This is a genomic window from Pseudoalteromonas sp. PS1M3 (assembly GCF_016865405.1).
GTDB classification, from domain to species: domain Bacteria; phylum Pseudomonadota; class Gammaproteobacteria; order Enterobacterales; family Alteromonadaceae; genus Pseudoalteromonas; species Pseudoalteromonas marina.
This window is the reverse complement of sequence record NZ_AP022624.1, coordinates 3,556,927-3,575,052: the sequence shown is the minus strand read 5'-3', so window position 1 is coordinate 3,575,052 and position 18,126 is coordinate 3,556,927. Positions and strand designations below refer to the sequence as shown.

17 protein-coding genes are annotated in these 18,126 nt (G+C 38.4%); 12 read left to right on the top strand and 5 right to left on the bottom strand.

What is annotated here, in order from left to right; translation table 11 throughout:
* Positions 1-60: 60 nt before the first annotated feature.
* The 3 genes from PS1M3_RS16645 to PS1M3_RS16635 all read left to right on the top strand — a co-directional run bounded on the left by PS1M3_RS16645 (position 61) and on the right by PS1M3_RS16635 (position 1,866).
* Positions 61-198 (top strand): hypothetical protein, encoded by a 138-nt coding sequence (locus PS1M3_RS16645; protein WP_203985582.1) that lies wholly within the window; start codon positions 61-63, stop codon positions 196-198.
* Between the two features lie 11 nt (positions 199-209).
* Positions 210-965, top strand: coding sequence for an IS21-like element helper ATPase IstB (gene istB, locus PS1M3_RS16640; RefSeq protein WP_203984839.1), 756 nt, complete (start codon positions 210-212; stop codon positions 963-965).
* Between the two features lie 67 nt (positions 966-1,032).
* On the top strand, positions 1,033-1,866 hold the full coding sequence (locus tag PS1M3_RS16635) for a site-specific integrase (RefSeq protein WP_203985579.1): 834 nt from the start codon (positions 1,033-1,035) through the stop codon (positions 1,864-1,866).
* A gap of 350 nt (positions 1,867-2,216) precedes the next feature.
* Here the strand turns inward: PS1M3_RS16635 and PS1M3_RS16630 are convergent, their stop codons facing one another.
* Positions 2,217-4,403 (bottom strand): S8 family peptidase, encoded by a 2,187-nt coding sequence (locus tag PS1M3_RS16630; RefSeq protein WP_203985576.1) that lies wholly within the window; start codon positions 4,401-4,403, stop codon positions 2,217-2,219.
* On the bottom strand, positions 4,403-5,524 hold the full coding sequence (locus PS1M3_RS16625; protein ID WP_203985573.1) for an AAA family ATPase: 1,122 nt from the start codon (positions 5,522-5,524) through the stop codon (positions 4,403-4,405). The genes PS1M3_RS16630 and PS1M3_RS16625 overlap by 1 nt, the downstream gene beginning before the upstream one ends.
* Before the next feature lie 303 nt (positions 5,525-5,827).
* On the opposite strand from PS1M3_RS16625, the gene PS1M3_RS16620 reads away from it, so the two are divergent.
* Positions 5,828-6,061 carry a hypothetical protein gene (locus PS1M3_RS16620; protein ID WP_203985571.1) on the top strand — a complete coding sequence of 78 codons (234 nt, stop codon included), beginning with the start codon at positions 5,828-5,830 and terminating at the stop codon, positions 6,059-6,061.
* Positions 6,062-6,156: 95 nt separating this feature from the next.
* Positions 6,157-7,023: a phage integrase N-terminal domain-containing protein gene (locus PS1M3_RS16615; RefSeq protein WP_203985568.1), complete on the top strand. Its 867-nt coding sequence runs from the start codon at positions 6,157-6,159 to the stop codon at positions 7,021-7,023.
* An 18-nt stretch (positions 7,024-7,041) separates the two neighbouring features.
* Here PS1M3_RS16615 and PS1M3_RS16610 read toward each other — a convergent pair whose 3' ends face one another.
* Positions 7,042-7,857 (bottom strand): FRG domain-containing protein, encoded by an 816-nt coding sequence (locus tag PS1M3_RS16610; protein ID WP_203985565.1) that lies wholly within the window; start codon positions 7,855-7,857, stop codon positions 7,042-7,044.
* 290 nt (positions 7,858-8,147) lie between these two features.
* Here PS1M3_RS16610 and PS1M3_RS16605 point away from each other — a divergent pair, with 290 nt between their 5' ends.
* From PS1M3_RS16605 to PS1M3_RS16590, 4 genes are all read left to right on the top strand, one after another.
* Positions 8,148-8,348 (top strand): hypothetical protein, encoded by a 201-nt coding sequence (locus tag PS1M3_RS16605; protein WP_203985561.1) that lies wholly within the window; start codon positions 8,148-8,150, stop codon positions 8,346-8,348.
* A 132-nt stretch (positions 8,349-8,480) separates the two neighbouring features.
* Positions 8,481-9,661, top strand: a protein-coding gene (locus PS1M3_RS16600; RefSeq protein WP_203985558.1) for an IS3 family transposase whose coding sequence is annotated in 2 segments (ribosomal slippage) — positions 8,481-8,739 and positions 8,739-9,661 — 1,182 coding nt in all. Because the reading frame shifts where the segments join, the coding sequence is not laid out codon by codon here.
* A 117-nt stretch (positions 9,662-9,778) separates the two neighbouring features.
* The gene (locus PS1M3_RS16595) at positions 9,779-10,009 is read left to right on the top strand and encodes a hypothetical protein (protein ID WP_239104469.1); all 231 of its coding nucleotides are present in this window, start codon (positions 9,779-9,781) and stop codon (positions 10,007-10,009) included.
* Positions 10,010-10,461: 452 nt separating this feature from the next.
* The gene (locus PS1M3_RS16590; protein ID WP_239104468.1) at positions 10,462-12,129 is read left to right on the top strand and encodes a DUF927 domain-containing protein; all 1,668 of its coding nucleotides are present in this window, start codon (positions 10,462-10,464) and stop codon (positions 12,127-12,129) included.
* Here PS1M3_RS16590 and istB (PS1M3_RS16585) read toward each other — a convergent pair.
* Both istB (PS1M3_RS16585) and istA read right to left on the bottom strand, forming a co-directional pair.
* A complete protein-coding gene (gene istB / locus PS1M3_RS16585; RefSeq protein ID WP_008108839.1) occupies positions 12,098-12,853 on the bottom strand; it encodes an IS21-like element helper ATPase IstB in 756 nt (251 codons plus the stop codon). The two genes, PS1M3_RS16590 and istB (PS1M3_RS16585), sit on opposite strands and share 32 nt — an antisense overlap.
* Positions 12,854-12,867: 14 nt before the next feature.
* Complete coding sequence (gene istA, locus PS1M3_RS16580) at positions 12,868-14,412, bottom strand: IS21 family transposase (RefSeq protein WP_024600838.1); 1,545 nt, start codon at positions 14,410-14,412, stop codon at positions 12,868-12,870.
* Positions 14,413-14,825: 413 nt separating this feature from the next.
* Between istA and PS1M3_RS16575 the strand changes: the two genes are divergently transcribed.
* The 3 genes from PS1M3_RS16575 (at position 14,826) to mioC (ending at position 17,827) form a co-directional block, all read left to right on the top strand.
* On the top strand, positions 14,826-15,170 hold the full coding sequence (locus PS1M3_RS16575; protein ID WP_203985555.1) for an excisionase family DNA-binding protein: 345 nt from the start codon (positions 14,826-14,828) through the stop codon (positions 15,168-15,170).
* 214 nt (positions 15,171-15,384) lie between these two features.
* The gene (locus PS1M3_RS16570; RefSeq protein WP_203985552.1) at positions 15,385-16,302 is read left to right on the top strand and encodes an Abi family protein; all 918 of its coding nucleotides are present in this window, start codon (positions 15,385-15,387) and stop codon (positions 16,300-16,302) included.
* A gap of 1,075 nt (positions 16,303-17,377) precedes the next feature.
* Positions 17,378-17,827, top strand: coding sequence for an FMN-binding protein MioC (gene mioC, locus PS1M3_RS16565; RefSeq protein ID WP_006793961.1), 450 nt, complete (start codon positions 17,378-17,380; stop codon positions 17,825-17,827).
* Positions 17,828-18,126: the final 299 nt, after the last annotated feature.

The following is an 18,126-nucleotide window of genomic DNA, read 5'->3' as shown; positions in this document are numbered from 1 at the left end:
CGTGGAATTTAAGTGTTCACGATAAAACCGGAATCGGTGTTCACCATCACCGGAATACGCATGAATACGACCACACACAGATCTATTAAGCAAATGCTGCAAAAAGGGTTAGACCAACAACCATTACCCACACTCCAAACAGAGCCAGAAAAGCCAATTACACACAGCAACATACGTGGCACAGATTACTACCATTAAGGAATGTAAACATGATAGAAACAATTAATCAGCAACTTCAATTGCTCAAGTTATCGGGTATAAAGCAAGCACTCAAGCAGCAGCTTGAACAGCCAAACCTATATCAAGAACAAAGCTTTATAGAGCGCGTCAGTTTATTGCTAACGCATGAAATTGATACGCGTAACCAAAGAAAAATAGAGCGACTGGTGCGACAAGCAAAATTCCGCGTACCGGGTCAGTTAAATCAACTCATTTACTCGCCGAAGCGTAATCTAGATAAAGCACAAATACGCGGCCTCAGCCAAAGCACCTGGCTGAGTTTACATCAGAATATATTAATTACAGGCGCCACAGGCTGTGGCAAAACCTACCTCGCGTGTGCATTGGGTCACGAGCACTGTTTACAAGGAAAAAGTGTCTTCTATATTCGATTAAAAGAATTACTTGAAAGTCTATTTCTAGCACAGGCCGATGGCAGTTATCGAAAATTATTGGGTAAACTCATTAAATACGACTTACTTATTTTAGACGATTGGGGGCTAGAGCCACTCAGTGCTCAGCAACGAAGCGACTTACTTGAATTAATCGATGCTAGATATGGTTATAAATCACACATCATCATTAGTCAGTTACCACAGGAAAACTGGCACCAAATGATCGGCGAATCAACGCACGCTGATGCTATTTTAGATAGGCTGATTCATGGTGCAATTAAGTTGAATTTAAAAGGAGAATCGATACGAAAACAGTTAAATGAATTGACTGATGATGATCAGTTAAGTTAATTTAAAAATGGCTCTACAAAATGATAAATCAAGCGATCAAAGCTGATGAGAATCGGTGATCAAAGTCATGAGAATACGCAACAAAGAGCACACAGACAGCAAATCAAATGTATCGCTGTGGGAATCAGCATTAATCCATTTGCAAAAATATTGTGAGGGTAACCCTTTATCCTTTGCTGACTTCGATGCTGATGTATTATTAGGGTTCAGAACATACTTAATAAAACATGCACGAACAAAATCAGATAAGCTACTTTCTTCAAATACTACATCATGCTATTTCAATAAAGTGAGAGCGGCTTTAAACAAAGCATTTCACGAAGGCATTATTCGTCGAAATCCTGTAAATGAAGTAAAAAGCATCAAGATAGAACAAAACCCTCGTAATTACTTAGAAGAGGAAGAAGTAATAGCTCTTTATAGAACAGAGTGCCGATATGATGTACTCAAAAGAGCATTCTTATTCAGTTGCCTCACAGGTATGCGTTGGAGCGATATTCAAAAACTAACGTGGGATCAAATAGCTTTAAAAGAGCAACGCGCGACGTTCAGACATACGAAAACAAAACACCTACAGTACCTTGATTTACCCGATGATGCGATCAGCTTATTAGGTTCACAAGGAGAAGCCCATGAACGTGTTTTTAAAGGCTTAAGATACTCGAGCTATACTAACGTAGCCCTAACCCAATGGATGCTCAGAGCAGGCATTACAAAGCACATAACCTTTCACTGCGCGAGACACACATTTGCAGTCCGTATGTTAACTAATGATATCGATATCTATACGGTATCAAAGCTACTAGGCCACTCAGAGTTGAAAACAACACAAATTTACTCTGATATAGTTGAGCGTAAGCGAAAAGAGGCGATGACCACCCTACCTAGTTTATTTCAATAAAGGACATTAGGTTGGGAAATATGGGAAATTGGGAAAATATAATAAAAACATATAAATATAAATTCATTCACCTCCCTCTTTCCCGCTTTATTTGAAATGCCAGTTGTATCCAGGAGGTGTGAAAGCGTCGAGTGCTTGCCACTCAGAGCGCCGCATACCTCTTGGATAACCTTCACTACGCAGAGAAAATCCAGTCAAGCTAGAAATCGCCCGAAGGGTTGCGAAGCAAGGGGGCCCCGCTTGCGGGGTTCCGATTTATGGCTTGACGGGGTTTGAAAGGAGTTGTTACGCATATAGGTATGTGTTGACCACTAATTCAACTTATAATTTACGTTTACTTTTCTCTTTTTTTATAGTTGTAAAGGTACTTGCTGATCAATTACCAGATCTGATACTTCCCAGTTATAAGCATCCATCAAATTAATCATTTCATTATATACAGGCTGCTCTTTGTCAATGTCTCGGATTGTAAGTAATAAAGTAAACGGGATTTGAACCCCCTTTGCCTCGTAGCCGTCTCGATCTAAAACCTTAATTCTTAAACGCCAATTTTCAATATTGACACCTCTAGGGAAGCTCTTCTGATAAACTTTTATTGGTGACCACTTGTCACCGTTTTTCACTAAGTCTTCTTCATACAAATGGGAGTCATTTTTTGGAGGTATTCTAGAAGTAAACTTTCCTTCCTTATCTATTTCACCAAATCCGACTTTTACATCTAACTGGCAGTATTCAAATGCCTGATTTGGATCAAGGTCAGGTTGATATACTAGCGTCATAAAAAATTCACCTCTAACCTTTCCATCTTCAGTCCTAAGACAATCAGGTATAGGAAATGGTAGTTTCTCAACTTCGAAACTTTTTTGAGCATGCCCCTCGAAAGCTAATGTTGTTTCATAGTCAGCAACACTTAAGATCTCTGTAATATCTTGTGGGAGTCCCCATCCATAGTATGGGCGATGTTCATCAATTACGTTACTGCCAAATGATTTATTCGCATTATGTATAAGAAGCGCTTTAACCAAATTAGGCGTAGCACGCTCTCCGAGTTCTTGGAATAAATTTGCAGCTAGGGTAGATATAATAGGTGTTGCGTAACTCGTTCCTATATCGTTTCGTTTATTGCCATCAGGACATATAGAATTCACGCCTAGTGCTATTGGATTACCACCCACAACTAATTGATTACCACCAAAGTGAACTAAATCCGGTTTCTGCACATAATTTGATACGGGACCTTTTCTAGAAAATGGTGATGGTTCCTCATTTTTAACAACACCGTCCACATGTGCAATTGAGCCTATTGTTAAACCTCTAACTGAATCGCCTGGACTAGAAACACCATCGTTTAATTTAGTCGAAGGAGGCCATACTCTTGGTGAATCACAATAGTTTCCAGCTGCAATAATGCATAAACAGTTATATTTATCTTGAAACTCATCTAACATTAGTGCCATAGCCGATATCTCAGTCTGAGATACAGGTTCACTGGTGCCTAATGATAAATTCCAGACCTTAATTTCAGGGTGTTCGTCTGCCGTTTCGTACATCGAATTCACTATGTTATAAATGTCACCAACATTATTACCAAGTACTTCTACACTGACGACTTTTGCTTGGCATGTAGGAAATCTAGGGTCTTGATTGAATAAGTAACTATTAGTAATCATACCGCTAACAAATGTACCATGATTTAAATCCCTTAAGGCTTCAGGAACGGTCTTCTTTTGGCTTATTAACCAATCAGTTAACGGAGCACAATTCTGACTTACGCCACTATCAACGACCCCTACTACAGGGTAATTTACTAAAGGATCAGGGGATTTAATATCTGCGGGTGAAGGTGTAACACCAGAGTTTTCCATTGGTTGAATAATAATACTATTAGATACAATGGCACTTTGAACTGTTACGATATTAGGAAGTCTCTCTAACAAACGCTCTATATTTGAGCTTACTTTATATAATCTTACAGATTCAGAGCGGTGCTTTTCCCATTCGCATTCAAGGTGATTTAGTGTCAATTCAAAATCTGCATCTACTTTTTTATTTAGCTTTTCTGCAGAATACCGAAACAAACGAACGATAATTCCATCACTTTTGTCTTCAGGAACTGAGATTGGAGCCTTATATGCTTTGATTGTTTTTATTGCAGACAAAGCTTTAATACCGTTCTTAGTATTAATGCTATATATTTCTCGCTCGAGCTTATTTAACCCAGAACTATGTACCTCAATCAACATATTCCCATAACCAGCATCCCCAAAAAAAGGGCATGTTCGCTCGTTGAATATATCTGTTGGCCGATGAGACTTTGCAATAGCATTATCTTCTAGCTCTACTACAGCAGTACATACATCTAAATTACTTGATGATAAGCTCTTTTTTATTGAAGTAAGTGAACTAACTAACTCTTCTCTAAAATCATCACTAACTTTTTTTAAAGGAGCGTTACTACCACCACCATTTACATCAGGTTGGTAGTAGTCTTCAGCTGAAAACTCAACATGCTTTATCGGATTTTTCCCTTTACTCATTATTTGTTTTCCTTAAGTAATTTGCTGATGTAACTAGGAGAAACCCCCCATAGTTCAGCTAATAGTTTTCCAGTAAATATACTTGGGTTAACAGCTTTTAATCTAGGTATTGAGGTTTGCTTAGATTCTAGATCATTAAAGTTTAACCATATGTGGCTCACCATAAGTAGCTCTTTCAATAATCCTAAATACGAAGGAAGCTCATCATTTATTACTACATGCCTCAAATACTCAAATGCAGCTATTTCAATTTCAGCACCAGTCATACCTTCTGAAGCTTTAACACAAATATCAAATACGCCCATGTCGATATCAAAATTTTGAAATATTGATTCAATTAACCTTCTTCTTTCCCTCTCTTTTGGAGGTATTAATTCAAGTTTGTAATGAAAGCGCCTTCCTACTGCAGGATCTAGCAAATGAACGTGATTCGTTGCAGCAACCAAAACAGTATCACCCAAATTATCTATATTTTGTAATAGACTCACTACTACACGCTTTAACTCACCAATCTCATTTTTGTCGTCTCGAGCCTTGGCAATAGCATCAAACTCATCAAGAAATAGAACACAAGGCTCATTTTGAGCATATTCTAATAATAAACGAATGTTTTTAGATGTAGAGCCCAAATAAGATGATATCAAGGCATCAGCTCTTGCAGTAACTAATGGAAGGTCAAGTTTTGCAGCCAGAAAATTAGCTAGTTTGCTCTTACCTGTTCCTGGTTGGCCGTGCAGTAAAAGAGTTGGATTTAATGGAATTCCAACAGCTTTTAACTTCTCCTTTTTATGCAGATACTCAATAAATGCATCTACTGTTTTTTCATTCTCATTAGAAAGAAAAACGAGCGAATCTTCAATGCTTGGTGTTGTTTTATCAGCTAAGGAAAATCTATTATCTTTTTCAACAGGAACAGGCCTATCTAACTTAGTTAACGAAAATGATGCTGCTTTAGTTTTAGCTGTAAGACTAGAGATATTATCACTTAATCCCTTTGCAGCTAACTTTTCACCTTCTTTGGATAGCTTTTCGATCAACTGTTGAGTGTAAGCTGTAACCAAAACTTTATCTTCACTCATTGCACCACGAACGATATGAGATATTTCATTAAAATACTTCATTATTAACCATAAAAAGAAATTAATTAACTTATTGTACAATAAAATAAACCAACATTCTTCATAAATAAACCTGCATATAAAATAAAAGTAAATTTATAGGCTACTTTCAATTGAGTCGTCCCTACTCGAAAGAGGTAGGGACGACTCGCAGAGTCGCCCGTCGAGGCCACTGCTCATGATGCCTCGATACCCTATCTGCCCTAAAAAATTGCAGGGCCAGAAGAGGGATGGAGATTTGAGCACATCAAAAAGGTGTTGCAATCTCTGATCACTGTGATAATTTTAATTATGAACTAGCTCGAAATGAGCATAAAGAAAAAGGGCGTATTTCACTGCCCGCAACACGTTCCTGAAGAGCTGCATTCGCAGCATTATGGGTCACACGACCACCCCACTATAAACAACACAAATATAAACCACAGTAGTTCGCGCTGTATTTCAACAGAAATCACACGGCTCAGCTTTGTTGCTTTAGACCAGTTAGCCTTTATGTCTTATGACAATATGCTCGGTTACGCACCGTTCATATGGCTTTAAAACTTACCTATTTTGGCGTTTCGCCCCCTGGTCTTCGGTTTGGTGTTTTTCTCAATACTTTCAAAATTACTTTTTAAATTTATGAGGAACATGAAATGAGCCAATTAGGATATCGACTTCACCAAATGGTGAACGACACACACCGTGAAAGTAGCTTTAGCACTAGAGCTACACGAAGCAACGTTTTAAACCTTGCAGCAGCACAGCTACTTAGCCATGGTTATAGATTAAAAGACCCGTCCGGCCTTAAAACCAAACATATTAATCACCTTGTAACGCGTTGGCAAGATGAAGGTTTAGCACCAAAAACAATAAAAAACAGAATGGCCGCACTGCGTTGGATTGCCGTAAAAATAGGTAAACCTAATATCTGTTCACGTAGCAATGATGATTACGGCATTCCAAGAGTTCGCAACAACCCCATTGGCAAGTCAAAAACGTTAGACATGGATAAGCATGACAAGATCAAGAGTGACTTGATCAAGCTTTCCCTGCGTTTACAACAAGAGTTTGGGCTTAGAAAAGAGGAGTGTATGAAATTTAGCTTATCCTATGCTTTGATAGATGCTAACACTCTGCAAATAAAAGGCTCATGGGCTAAGGGTGGCAAATACCGCAAAATTCCGATCTTAAAAGAATCTCAACGACAGCTCATTCGTGATATTGCTGCCGTTACCAAAGGCGCACTTATCGAACCTGACAAGAACTATAAGTCACAAATGGAACAGTACGACCGCGAAACAATTCGAGTTGGATTAAATAAAAATCACGGATTGCGTCACCATTACGCAAGGGAGCGTTATTTAGAGCTTACAGGTTGGAAATGCCCTGCCGACGGTGGCCCGCATAGAAGAGAGCTGTCGCCAACCAATTATGAGCACGATACCAAAGTCCGTGAGCAAATTAGCCAAGAGTTAGGTCATGAACGTTTGAAGATAACCTATTCGTACTTGGGCAGTTAAAATTAGGCATGCCTAATTTTAACTTTCCTGTATTATTTCAGAGCAAACCTTACCAATTACATCATCATCGGGATACAAAGCTGAATCTGGGATTGCATGGAAATCTCTATTCCAAAAAGAACCTTTTTGTATTTCAAACTTTGCAACTAACCTTCGCCCAAAATCGAAAGATGCTTGTTTACTTTCTACATGAGAAGGAAAAGAACCTAACAAGTAACCTTCTTGAAAGTGAGGGCGAAGTGCGTCAGCAGGGCAAGCACTAAGTAACCTAACATTTAGTAACTCTTCTTCTGTAGAATAAGTTATGGTTCCATTTGGATAAGGGAATGCAAAGACAAAAATATATGCTTTATCATCAGCATTATTTAATGCGAATGAAGCAGCTACACGGAGCGAGTGAGTAAAATCTAAAAGAGGTGTACCACAAACCTCATAGTGTTGAAGAATCGACCATAGTAACTCTGGAAATTTTTTTAACTTATCAATATTATCTACGTCTAATTCTTCCAACTTATCTAGCAGTTTGTTAGAGCAAATTGCTAGCCTTTCATACCTACTTTTCAACTCCTTAGCTAATAAAGACCTTCCTGGACTTCTAAAAATGGTTGGATAAAATGAGCTTGCTTCAGACTTAAGCTTATAATCTTTTGCTTGTCCTCTGAAAAATAAACTATAGTCTGGATTATGGTTAGCTATTTTAGCCACGGCTTTAACCAAGTCCTGAAAGTTATTTATTTTTTTGGGTTCACTTTCTCTAATTTCCTTATTAGTGTGCTTTTCTTTATCATCTAACGTTAAATGACACCAAATTTTCGAATTGCTAAAGCTTCTCACTATATTCCCTTATTTATCCATCATGTACTTTAACCATAGAATTTATAATCTCAAATTAACACAGTAGCCACAACATGTGGTACAAACCAATCTCAACAAAAAAAATTTTTTATTATTTTTTCTTCGAAAACATCTCTTATCAAATTCAACTACCTGATTATTATTAATATTCTATTATTCCTCTTTTCAGCGTAAGACATATCCTATTGATTTACTTCCCCCATTAAACTTAACTAAAAGCAAGTTCAATTATCGACCAAATTAGGCATGCCTAATTTTAGGAGCCTCCTATGTGGAAAAAAGCGTTAAAAGTAACAGGGTTGGTGGCACTAGGTGTTGTTGATGTTTTGCTATCAGTTTCTGAAGAAAATAACCAGCTAGATGAATTAGATGATGGTATGGGTAATATTATCGCTGATGGTGAAGAAATGACTCGCGCAGAAGCTGAAGACGTTAAAGCGCGTGGCGAGCTCTACGATACTTATCTATAAATTAGGCATGCCTAATTTTGAAAGGGGAAATGATGACAAATAAAGAGCTTTGGCCTGTAGTGGCATAGTTAATTTGGCCACCCATTAAGAAAGAAATGTTATGCTAATAAGCATACAAATTTGGGTGAAAAAATGACGAAATTAAAACGCGCAACGTATTCTGCGGCAATCAAGTTAGAAACAGCTCAGCTTGTAGTTGACCAAAGTTATACTCAAGAAGAAGCAGCCAAAGCGATGGGGGTGGGTAAATCAACCGTCAGTAAGTGGGTTACTCAATTAAAGCAAGAGCGGAATGGCCAGACACCATCTGCTTCACCAATGACGCCCGAACAAATTGAAATCCGCGAACTTAAAAAGCAAATCCAACGCATTGAATTAGAAAAGGATATATTAAAAAAGGCTACCGCTCTCTTGATGTCCGACTCCCTGAACAATTCTCGTTAATCGAGAAGTTAAATCAACGAGAGCGTTATCCAATTAGTGTGCTATGTAGTGTATTCAATGTGCATCGCAGCAGCTATAAGTACTGGGTCATACGGGATACAACGCCGACGCCAGAGCAAGTAAGGCTAGAGGCTGAAGTTAAAGCAATACATGCAATGAGCGGTGGCTCAGCTGGGGCACGGACAATCGCAGCAATTGCAACGAATAACGGTTTTGAATTAAGCCGTTATCGCGCCGCTAAGCTCATGATTAAACTAAAACTAGAGAGCTGCCAAGTACCACAACATCAATATAAAAGGGGTAGTAATGAGCATCTTGAAATCCCAAATTTGCTAGATAGGCAGTTTGATGTTGTTGAGCCAGATACCGTGTGGTGCGGTGATGTGACGTATATTTGGGTAGGTAATCGCTGGGCTTATTTAGCCGTTGTTATTGATTTATTTGCACGTAAAGTCGTTGGTTGGGCCATGTCGTTGTCGCCAGATACTAATTTAACGCTAAAAGCACTTGAACTCGCGTATGAAAGTAGAGGAAAACCGACAGGACTGATGTTTCATTCAGACCAAGGTAGTCATTATACAAGTTTAAAATATCGTCAACGTTTATGGCGCTATAAAATTACACAAAGTATGAGCAGGCGCGGAAATTGTTGGGATAATGCGCCAATGGAGCGATTTTTTAGAAGCTTTAAAACGGAGTGGATGCCAAAGGTTGGATACGAAAACTTTAAAGATGCTAAATATAGTGTGAGTGATTATATCAACGGATATTACAATAATGTTAGACCACATCATTATAATGCTGGTTTAGCGCCGAATGAATCTGAGGTTAGATATCAAGATTCTAAAACTGTGGCCAAAATTAGTTGACCACTACAGCCCTTTAAGCCTGTATATGATGAACTGAAGATTCGCTTAGCTGGTATCGAGGCCGAGTGTGAACCATTAGGTTTAGAGGTTAATCTTCGCAATGAAACAGAAGAAGAAATGTTCATAGCTTTAACCACACAAAAAGCGTTTGTATTTGATGTAATGAACGAACATGACGATATTTGGGATATTCGATTGGAACCCTTCTCAACGTTCAAAAAGCGTAGCGCTCAGATTTTCTTTCCTTTCACAGGCCTTAACCCAACTAAACGCTTGAAAATTAGTAACTGGATTTTAGAGCTTTGCAATTGGGAAGGTAATATCTACTTGGGTAATACAAGACATTAAGGTGTTCTTATGGCTGACTATGAATGGTTTCAAATGTGGGTATTAATGGTGCTGGCTATTCGAGCTACTCGTCACTACGACAAACTAAAACGTGATCTATTTAAAGCAATTAAAGAAAGGAAAATATAGATATGGCTCCTTTACTAACAGGCTGTGCTTTAATTCTAGCAATAGTGATATTTTGCTGTTCTATTCTATTTAAATCGAAAAGCCCTCAATAAATTCTACTGATACCTAATCATTCCTAGCAAAAAATTAGGCATGCCTAATTTTTTTCGTTCAAAAACGTCATTTTTATACAAAAAAGAAGTACCTATCATGTCAACACCGCATTTTTAAAGGGCTGAAAAACCCACTGAAATTCCCCCTAGTTTTTCTCAGCATCCCATGAAATTTCTTGCTCAAATAACTCCAAACGAAACTAAAAGAAATCAAAGTAAAGGAGCTTTATTATGTTTGAGCTTAGAGAAACAGGTTTATTTTACATTCCGACAACTGACTCAGAACCGAGGTTCTTGTGTGGCCCAATTCAAGTACTTGGCATTTCAAGAGGAGGTAACAGTACTCGAGACTATGGCTTGCTTGTTGAGTGGAAAAATTTAGACGGTATTTGCATACGTAAGCTGATACCACGTCGCCACATAATTAATGATCAAGGTAAGGTTTTAAAAGAATTGCTTGTGGATACAGGGCTTGCACTATCAAGCCGTAAAGGTATTTGGGATCCAATAACTTCTTACCTGATTCAAGCAAGACCAGAAAAACGATATAAAAGCTCGACTAAAACAGGCTGGCTTAATAATAGCTTTGTTACACCCAGTTGGTGCGTAAGTAATGGAGCAGAGCAAGTTATTTACTCAGGCGGAAAAGAAGCTGATTTTTTAAGTTCCGCAGGTACCTTATCTAGTTGGCAAAAAGAGGTTGGTAGTCTTTGTATAAATAACCCATTACTTGCATTTACTGTTTGCACTGGCTTATGTGCCCCTCTACTTCACTGGTTAAATTGGCCCAGTTGTGGTGTTCACCTGTTTGGTAAGTCCAAAGTATCTAAAACAACGATCTTAATCATGGCTGCAAGCTTGTACTCAGGTACTGACTTCTATTATGCATGGAGAAGCACCGCTAATGGGTTAGAAGCAATAGCGGTGGAACACAATAACTTACTGCTTTGCTTAGATGAACTGCATCAGGTTGACCCTGAGGTGGTAGACCAATCCATTTATACAATAGCTAATGGAATGTCAAAATCACGCAGTAATAAAGATGGCTCCCAAAGCCATCGAAAAAAGTGGCGACTTATTTTTTTAAGTACCGGTGAAATGGGGCTAGAAGAAAAGCTTTCATCAATACACAAAGGCGTAAAAGCAGGTCAAGAAATCCGCTTCTTAGAAGTGCCAGCCCAAAGGCAGCATGGTGCCTATGACGATCTTTATGGTCATAACAACATGAATGACTTTTCTGAATCTATTTGGAAAGCCGTTAACGAAAATCACGGCACTGTTATGCCAAAATGGGTTGAATACTTAAGCACTATTGACGATCTCCCGACTCTTTTAAATCGCAATATCAAAGCGATGTTAACCCATTGGGACATAACAAAAGAAAATAATGGCAATCAGGTTATTGAAGCAGCAAAAAGATTTGCGTTACATGGTGTGAGTGGTGAATTAGCAACTTCAGCAGGGCTTATGCCTTGGCCTAAAGGCCTTGCTGAAAAAAGCGCAAAAGAAGCATTTGATGCTTGGCTCGAAATACGTGGCTCTTCTAGTGACTCCGAAGATGACAAGTTGATAAAACAATTACCCTATGCATTAAAACATTGGCGACGAAAACTATTACCTGAAGGTAAGTTTTTGAGTGACAACTACGGCTACGCAATAGAAAAAGATGGTCAACTTGCTTGGTTCATTACTCGTGATGCATTTATGGAAGGATTAAAGGTTAGTTATAAAAATGATATTTCTCATACGGTTAAATTGATGTGTAAAAATCATTGGTTGGAAAGTCGTGCGTATTCCGGTGATGGTGAACACCGATTCCGGTTTTATCGTGAACACTTAAATTCCACGCATTGGGTTCATGACATTTTTAACCTAAGTGTTCACGATGGTCAATTTTAGATTGAATTTTTCTCATAGACTCCCCCTTTAATTTTATCCGATGAGCATTGTGCATTAGTCGATCTAAAATGGCATCGGCTAAGGTATTATCGCCGATGGATTGATGCCATTCTTCGGTGGGTAATTGACTGATGATGGCGGTTGATGAACTGCCGTGCCTATCATCCATGATCTCCATTAAGTCATTTCGTTGTGCCGCTTTAAGTGGCTCAAGCCCCCAATCATCTAAAACGAGTAAGTCGATCTTAGCGAGTGACTGTAACATTCGACTGTAAGTGCCATCTGCTTTGGCTTGTGTCAGCGCAAGCATCAACCTTGAGAGTCGGTAATATTTAACGCTGTAGCCTTTCATGCATCCTGTATGCGCAAGCGCACAAGTGATATAGGTTTTACCGCTACCGCAAGGGCCTGTGATCAGTAAGTTTTGTGATTTATTCAGCCAATCACATTGCAGTAGCGATGCCATCATCGATTGATTGAGACCTCGCGGGTGATGATAATCTATGTCTCTGGCGTTAGCGGCTAATTTAAGTTTTGCCGCTTTAAGTAAGCGTTGTTGTTTTCGGCTCTCTCGGTCTTGGGCTTCACTGTCTGCTAGCAGTTGTAGTCGCTCATCGAAGGACAACCCTTCATAAGTACTTGGTTGTTCCATTTGGCTCACTAAGGCGTTGGCCATACCACTGAGTTTGAGTTGACGAAGCTGAGTTATCGTTTGTTCTAACATAGAATTTCCTTACCTTAATGGAAGCTTTTAGGACCACGGATATTTTCATGGGATTGTGGCAATAACGTCGACGGCTCTTCTTGCGTTCGCGGCAATTTATCTTGGTTGCTACTGAGTATGTCTTTGATATGTTTTAACCGATATAAACTGTATTGATTGGCTATCGCACAGGCGTTATTGAGCCGATCGGCGGGATAGCTTCTTGATAGGTTGAGTAAGCCTAAGCACACACGATACGCTTGTTCTTCATGTTGTTTCTGTGCCAATTGTGCTTTCACCCAGAGCAAAACGTCATCTCCAATATCTTTCGCCCAATTCATTAAACGCCCTGGTGACCATTTATGATGCTTCTCATGCTTTACAGGCATGTGCTCGGATGTGGTGGTCATGCCCGGATGATATTTTCTCGGGTGACTGGTGATGCGTTTATGCTTGAAATAAGCCTCAATCAAGTTGTCTTTGGCATGAAGTTCAAGCTTTTCACCCACCAAGTGATGGGGTACCGAGTAAAGATGGTTATCATACTGAACGTGATAATCAATATTCACTTTGACGTGTTTAATATCCGTGAATTGATAAGCTAGTTTGGGCATAGGCGCGAGGGCGGGTTTGTCGATTGACTCGAACCATGATTGTCGTGTCCCACTCAGTTGCTTAAAGGGCTTATTATTGACCTCAAGCAGTAAGGCTTTGATGCAATGGTTTAGCTCAGCTAATGAGAAAAAGGTTTGGTGTCGTAACTTGGCGAGTATCCAGCGTTCAATGATTTGCACGCCCACTTCGGCCTTGGCTTTATCTTGTGGTTTTCTGGGACGAGCAGGCACAATCACGGTGCCATAATGCGCGGCCAATTGCTGATAACTCGGGTTAACATCAGGGTCGTAGCGACACGCTTTACTGACACCACTGCGTAAATTATCGGGGATAACCATGTCAGGTATACCGCCGATAAATTCAAATGCTCGCACGTGACTGCCGATCCAGTCGGGTAGACTTTGGCTCCAGGTTGCTTCACAAAATGTATAATTTGATGCGCCCATCACCGCCACGAATATCTGGGCGAACTTCACTTCACCCGTCGCATTACAAACAATGGGCATCGTTTGACCCGCATAATCGACAAAGAGTTTTTCTCCTGCTTTATGCACTTGTCGCATCGAACGTTTTTGCTTTTTAAGCCAGGTCATATAGCGATCGCAGAACTGAGAATAGCTGTAACAACGATTCGGATATTGCTGAGTATATTCTTCCCAGAGTAAGTTCTTGGTGACGCCTTTGCCCGTTAATTCTTTTCGAATGGCTGGCCAATCTGGCACTTCAAATCGCTGGGATGGCCGAGTGTCGGCGCGAGGATAGAACTGACTAGCAAGCACAGAATCATCAAGCTCGTCGGGCAGTGGCCAACTTAACGATAAAGCTCTGGCTTTAGTGAGTAGTTTTTGAATACCACCGACACTGATCTTAGTGCTGGCACTTATTTTTCTGACACTGAGTTGGGCAGCAAAATGTAGCCTCAACACTTCTCGAATTTTACGCATTGTGATCCTCTTAGTCGCCATATCCCTTCCTCAGTAATACAAAAAGGAAATAGCTTAACAAAGTAATTAATAATCAATGCGTTGAAATTGTACTGGTTTGGTGTGAACACCGATTCCGGAAAATCAGTCAAAAGTGTTCACGATAAAACCGGAATGAGCGTTCACGCTAAAACCAGAACGGGTGTTCACGATGGGCCGGAATCACTGTTCACGATGCTCCGGAATATGCAAGTCGCGAAGGTCGAGGAACATTCAAGAAAGTAATCGCAGGTGGGCCTACTGGTGGTCGCTACTTTAAAGTTCTGCCACAGCAAATAGTGGCAGATTTATCCTTAGATGAGGCACTTTCCCAAGTTTATTTCCCAACTTAAGGTTATGAATTAATTTGATTTTCCCGACATTCCCGTTTTCCCAAAGATTTTAGAGAGTAGACCATGAAAAATGATATAAGTGATGCACTACGTAAGAATGACGAATTACCAGATATCCGAAATACAATTGAAGAGATGATCTTGAAAAGTCACTTAAGCAACAAAGCCGCATTAACTGTAGACGAATGCGCGCTTTATACTGGCATGGCAAAAAGTTATATCTATAAACTAACCCATGAAGGTATTATTCCTTACTCAAAACCTAATGGTAAAAAGATCTTCTTCGATAGATTAGAGCTAGATCAGTGGTTGCTTGGTAACAAGATAGAGAGTGACAGAAGCCTAGGTGATTTTATCAAAAAGACAGCAACAGATCTGAATAATAAAGCTTCTTTTAGCTACAAGTAACTTGAAAGTATTTCAATGCTTTTAGATGAAGTATTATTGATATTAGGTTAATCTAGTCATTAAAAATGAAAACCCCAGCTCGATGGCTGGGGCGAAATCTTTAGGTCTTTGCGAACGGTCGTAAACTTGAGTTCATTGGATCCATACGCCAACCTTGAGTTAAGTTTAAGCTCCATTGACGATTTCGTCAATGGAATATTGACAAGAAAACACAATGCCAAAAAATATACTTTATAGACCAACACTTATCGACGAGTTAATAACTAATGAAAGATTGGATAGCTATTCACCAATATTTCAGCACTCTAATGATGTAGAATTAGTTGGAGCCTACCTTTGGAATATCCAAGTTTGTTCCGCTCTGTACCCTTTACTTACCGCAGCAGAAGTTACTCTGAGAAACTCAATTAATACTGCTTTAACAAATGATTTAGGGCGCTTTTGGTGGAGGAGAAATACCCTTCACTATAAATCATTTACCCCAGGCGGCACTGAACCATTCGCAGTTAGGGCAATAGTAAGTAATTTTTCAAAAGCAGCAGATCAAGTTAGAAGAGATAAGCGTTCCCGCTACAATATAAGGAATGCAAGGCCAACTCATCATGAAATAATAGCTAAAACAGAGTTCTCGACTTGGGAGTTTATCTTAGATACTGAGTTTATGGCTCCTAACTTAATATGGCCAACTAACTTAGGATTAGTGTTCAAAGGAGAATGGCCTACATCAAGCGCATCAAGAATGTTGAGTTCTACAAAAGACCTTGTTAAAACTATTCGAGAGTTTAGAAATAGAGTTTCACATCATGAACCTGTTTGGAAGAAGTTTGGGGTTCGTTCCGAATTAGAAGCTATCAACCATCTGCATGAAAAAATAAATAAAATAATGCAACTTATTAAATTAATTTCTCCAGAGAAAGAGCAACTCGTTATAAAAAACGGAATACTATCTAAAGCTCAAAGAGTTTGCTCACTGAATGAATTAAGGCATTGTCAACATGCACTTGAATCAAAGAAAGTTAAGTCAGTGACAAAATTATGTAAGCTGGCAAGTCAAGTAAGTATAGATAATAAAACTGAAAAGATTACTCTTTATAAACATGGAAAAACTAAATTATTAATTCATCCAATATAGAATTAATGAACTATAGTTTCCTTTAGTTTACTTGCACGATATTTTCTAATGCGAAAGTGGGCCACCACAGACCCACCACTAAAACATAAAACTACTGTTTTTATTAGTTTTTTCACTTATTGTATTGGTAAATAAGAGACCTAACAATTAAATAATTAAAAATTAAGGGCGTAAAAACGCCCTTTTTTACTGCCTTAATTAAGCCTTCCTATATCAACATATGGATATTTTTTAGATAAGCTGAGTGCTATTTTAGGCTCTCATTTTCACTAAATTAGTATCTTTAAAAGCTTATTAATGACCTACTTTACAAGATATAACCGCCTATTTAAGGTGATATATCTCCCATATACGAATAAGTTAAGCCACTATAATTAACCTTAAAACAAGCTGAAATCACTGTTTTTAATATTTTATTAGCTAAAATTGCAGCCTTAATTGGCTATATATCAAAAAATAAGGCGATCACAAGTGTGTATTGATCGCGCTATCCACCAGCTCAAACATGTAAATGCATGATCGAATATCACAAAAACTTTAAATTTAGTCAGATCAGTTATCCACAATTTCCATTTTTTGGACAAAAATCCAAAATTTTTTAGCTGAAATACACGTTATTAGCTCTATTTTTAGTAAAAAGCGGCCGTTATAAAAACTATTTTGATATTTATTTAATAAGATCATATTTAATTGATCGTTATTTAAAATTATTTTCGATCTAAATAATCGGTTATCAACACCCTTTATATCCACACAATGATCAACATTACTTCTATATTAAACATTCATCATAATTGGACTTACAAAAGCTTAAAATCAATAACTTACAAAATTTTAGTTACATAGAACATAAAGTTAAACAGAACTTCCCCCAATCTTATTAACAGTTTGATCAGAAGGTTGCATTTGAAGGTATTATTTTACATCTATATAAATCAACAACTTAAAAAAACTTTAAACAATGATCTAAAAATTAGCCTAAAAATAGTTATCCAAACCCACACTCTACCCTTTACTGCAGTTTGTACTCGGCTATCATAGGCAGCAATTAAAACTAATGCGATCATAACTAATCATGAGTTCAGTAAATATTATTGTGGGCAGCCAAATGGGATCGGCCGAGTATGTTGCGGAGCAATTAAGCGATGAGCTAAATAACCAAGGTATTACAACCCAACTCCATGATCAGCCAAAATTTAATGAAATAGATCAACACAATACGCTCTGGTTAATATGTACATCTACTTATGGCGCAGGTGATTATCCCGATAATCTTTTAAGCTTTGTAGAACAAGTAGCGCAATCAACTGATTTAAAGCATTTAAAGTTTTCGGTTATTGCATTAGGTGATACCAGCTACGACACATATAACTTAGCAGGGCGCAATATAGAAGCACTACTAAGCAAAAAAGGCGCTATAAAAGTGGCTGAACGCTTAGAATTAAATATATTAGACGAGTCACTCCCTGAAGACACAGCCCTCGCTTGGTTAGACACTTGGGTTACCCAAACAGGTTTAAAATAAAGAGATCAAGTAAAATCTCATATAAAAGTTACTCACAATTTACTAATAATTTAATTAATAATGTGGATAAAGTTTGAATAAACTGCATTTTAAAGCATGCTTATCCATGGGATAAGATCTAACTAATCGCCCCCTGTGCATAAAGTAGCTTTTTGATCAGTGCTTATTTGTGGGATGATCCGATCATATTAACACCTTTAGATCTGATCTAATTTAATGTTTTTAAACAAGATCTAAAGCTTATCAACAGAAAACCCGATCAGTAGTAGTAATAGTATTAAAAGATCTCTTTAAAAGAT

Bases quoted from the DNA above. Each gene is read 5' to 3' on its own strand.
- istB (WP_203984839.1), top strand. From the start codon at position 210: ATGATAGAAACAATTAATCAGCAACTTCAATTGCTCAAGTTATCGGGT.
- PS1M3_RS16635 (WP_203985579.1), top strand. From the start codon at position 1,033: ATGAGAATACGCAACAAAGAGCACACAGACAGCAAATCAAATGTATCG.
- mioC (WP_006793961.1), top strand. From the start codon at position 17,378: ATGAGTTCAGTAAATATTATTGTGGGCAGCCAAATGGGATCGGCCGAG.
- PS1M3_RS16645 (WP_203985582.1), top strand. From the start codon at position 61: ATGAATACGACCACACACAGATCTATTAAGCAAATGCTGCAAAAAGGG.
- PS1M3_RS16605 (WP_203985561.1), top strand. From the start codon at position 8,148: ATGTGGAAAAAAGCGTTAAAAGTAACAGGGTTGGTGGCACTAGGTGTT.
- istA (WP_024600838.1), bottom strand. From the start codon at position 14,412: ATGGCGACTAAGAGGATCACAATGCGTAAAATTCGAGAAGTGTTGAGG.
- PS1M3_RS16620 (WP_203985571.1), top strand. From the start codon at position 5,828: ATGAGCATAAAGAAAAAGGGCGTATTTCACTGCCCGCAACACGTTCCT.
- PS1M3_RS16590 (WP_239104468.1), top strand. From the start codon at position 10,462: ATGTTTGAGCTTAGAGAAACAGGTTTATTTTACATTCCGACAACTGAC.
- PS1M3_RS16595 (WP_239104469.1), top strand. From the start codon at position 9,779: ATGTTCATAGCTTTAACCACACAAAAAGCGTTTGTATTTGATGTAATG.
- PS1M3_RS16625 (WP_203985573.1), bottom strand. From the start codon at position 5,524: ATGAAGTATTTTAATGAAATATCTCATATCGTTCGTGGTGCAATGAGT.
- PS1M3_RS16615 (WP_203985568.1), top strand. From the start codon at position 6,157: ATGAGCCAATTAGGATATCGACTTCACCAAATGGTGAACGACACACAC.
- istB (WP_008108839.1), bottom strand. From the start codon at position 12,853: ATGTTAGAACAAACGATAACTCAGCTTCGTCAACTCAAACTCAGTGGT.
- PS1M3_RS16575 (WP_203985555.1), top strand. From the start codon at position 14,826: ATGAAAAATGATATAAGTGATGCACTACGTAAGAATGACGAATTACCA.
- PS1M3_RS16630 (WP_203985576.1), bottom strand. From the start codon at position 4,403: ATGAGTAAAGGGAAAAATCCGATAAAGCATGTTGAGTTTTCAGCTGAA.
- PS1M3_RS16570 (WP_203985552.1), top strand. From the start codon at position 15,385: ATGCCAAAAAATATACTTTATAGACCAACACTTATCGACGAGTTAATA.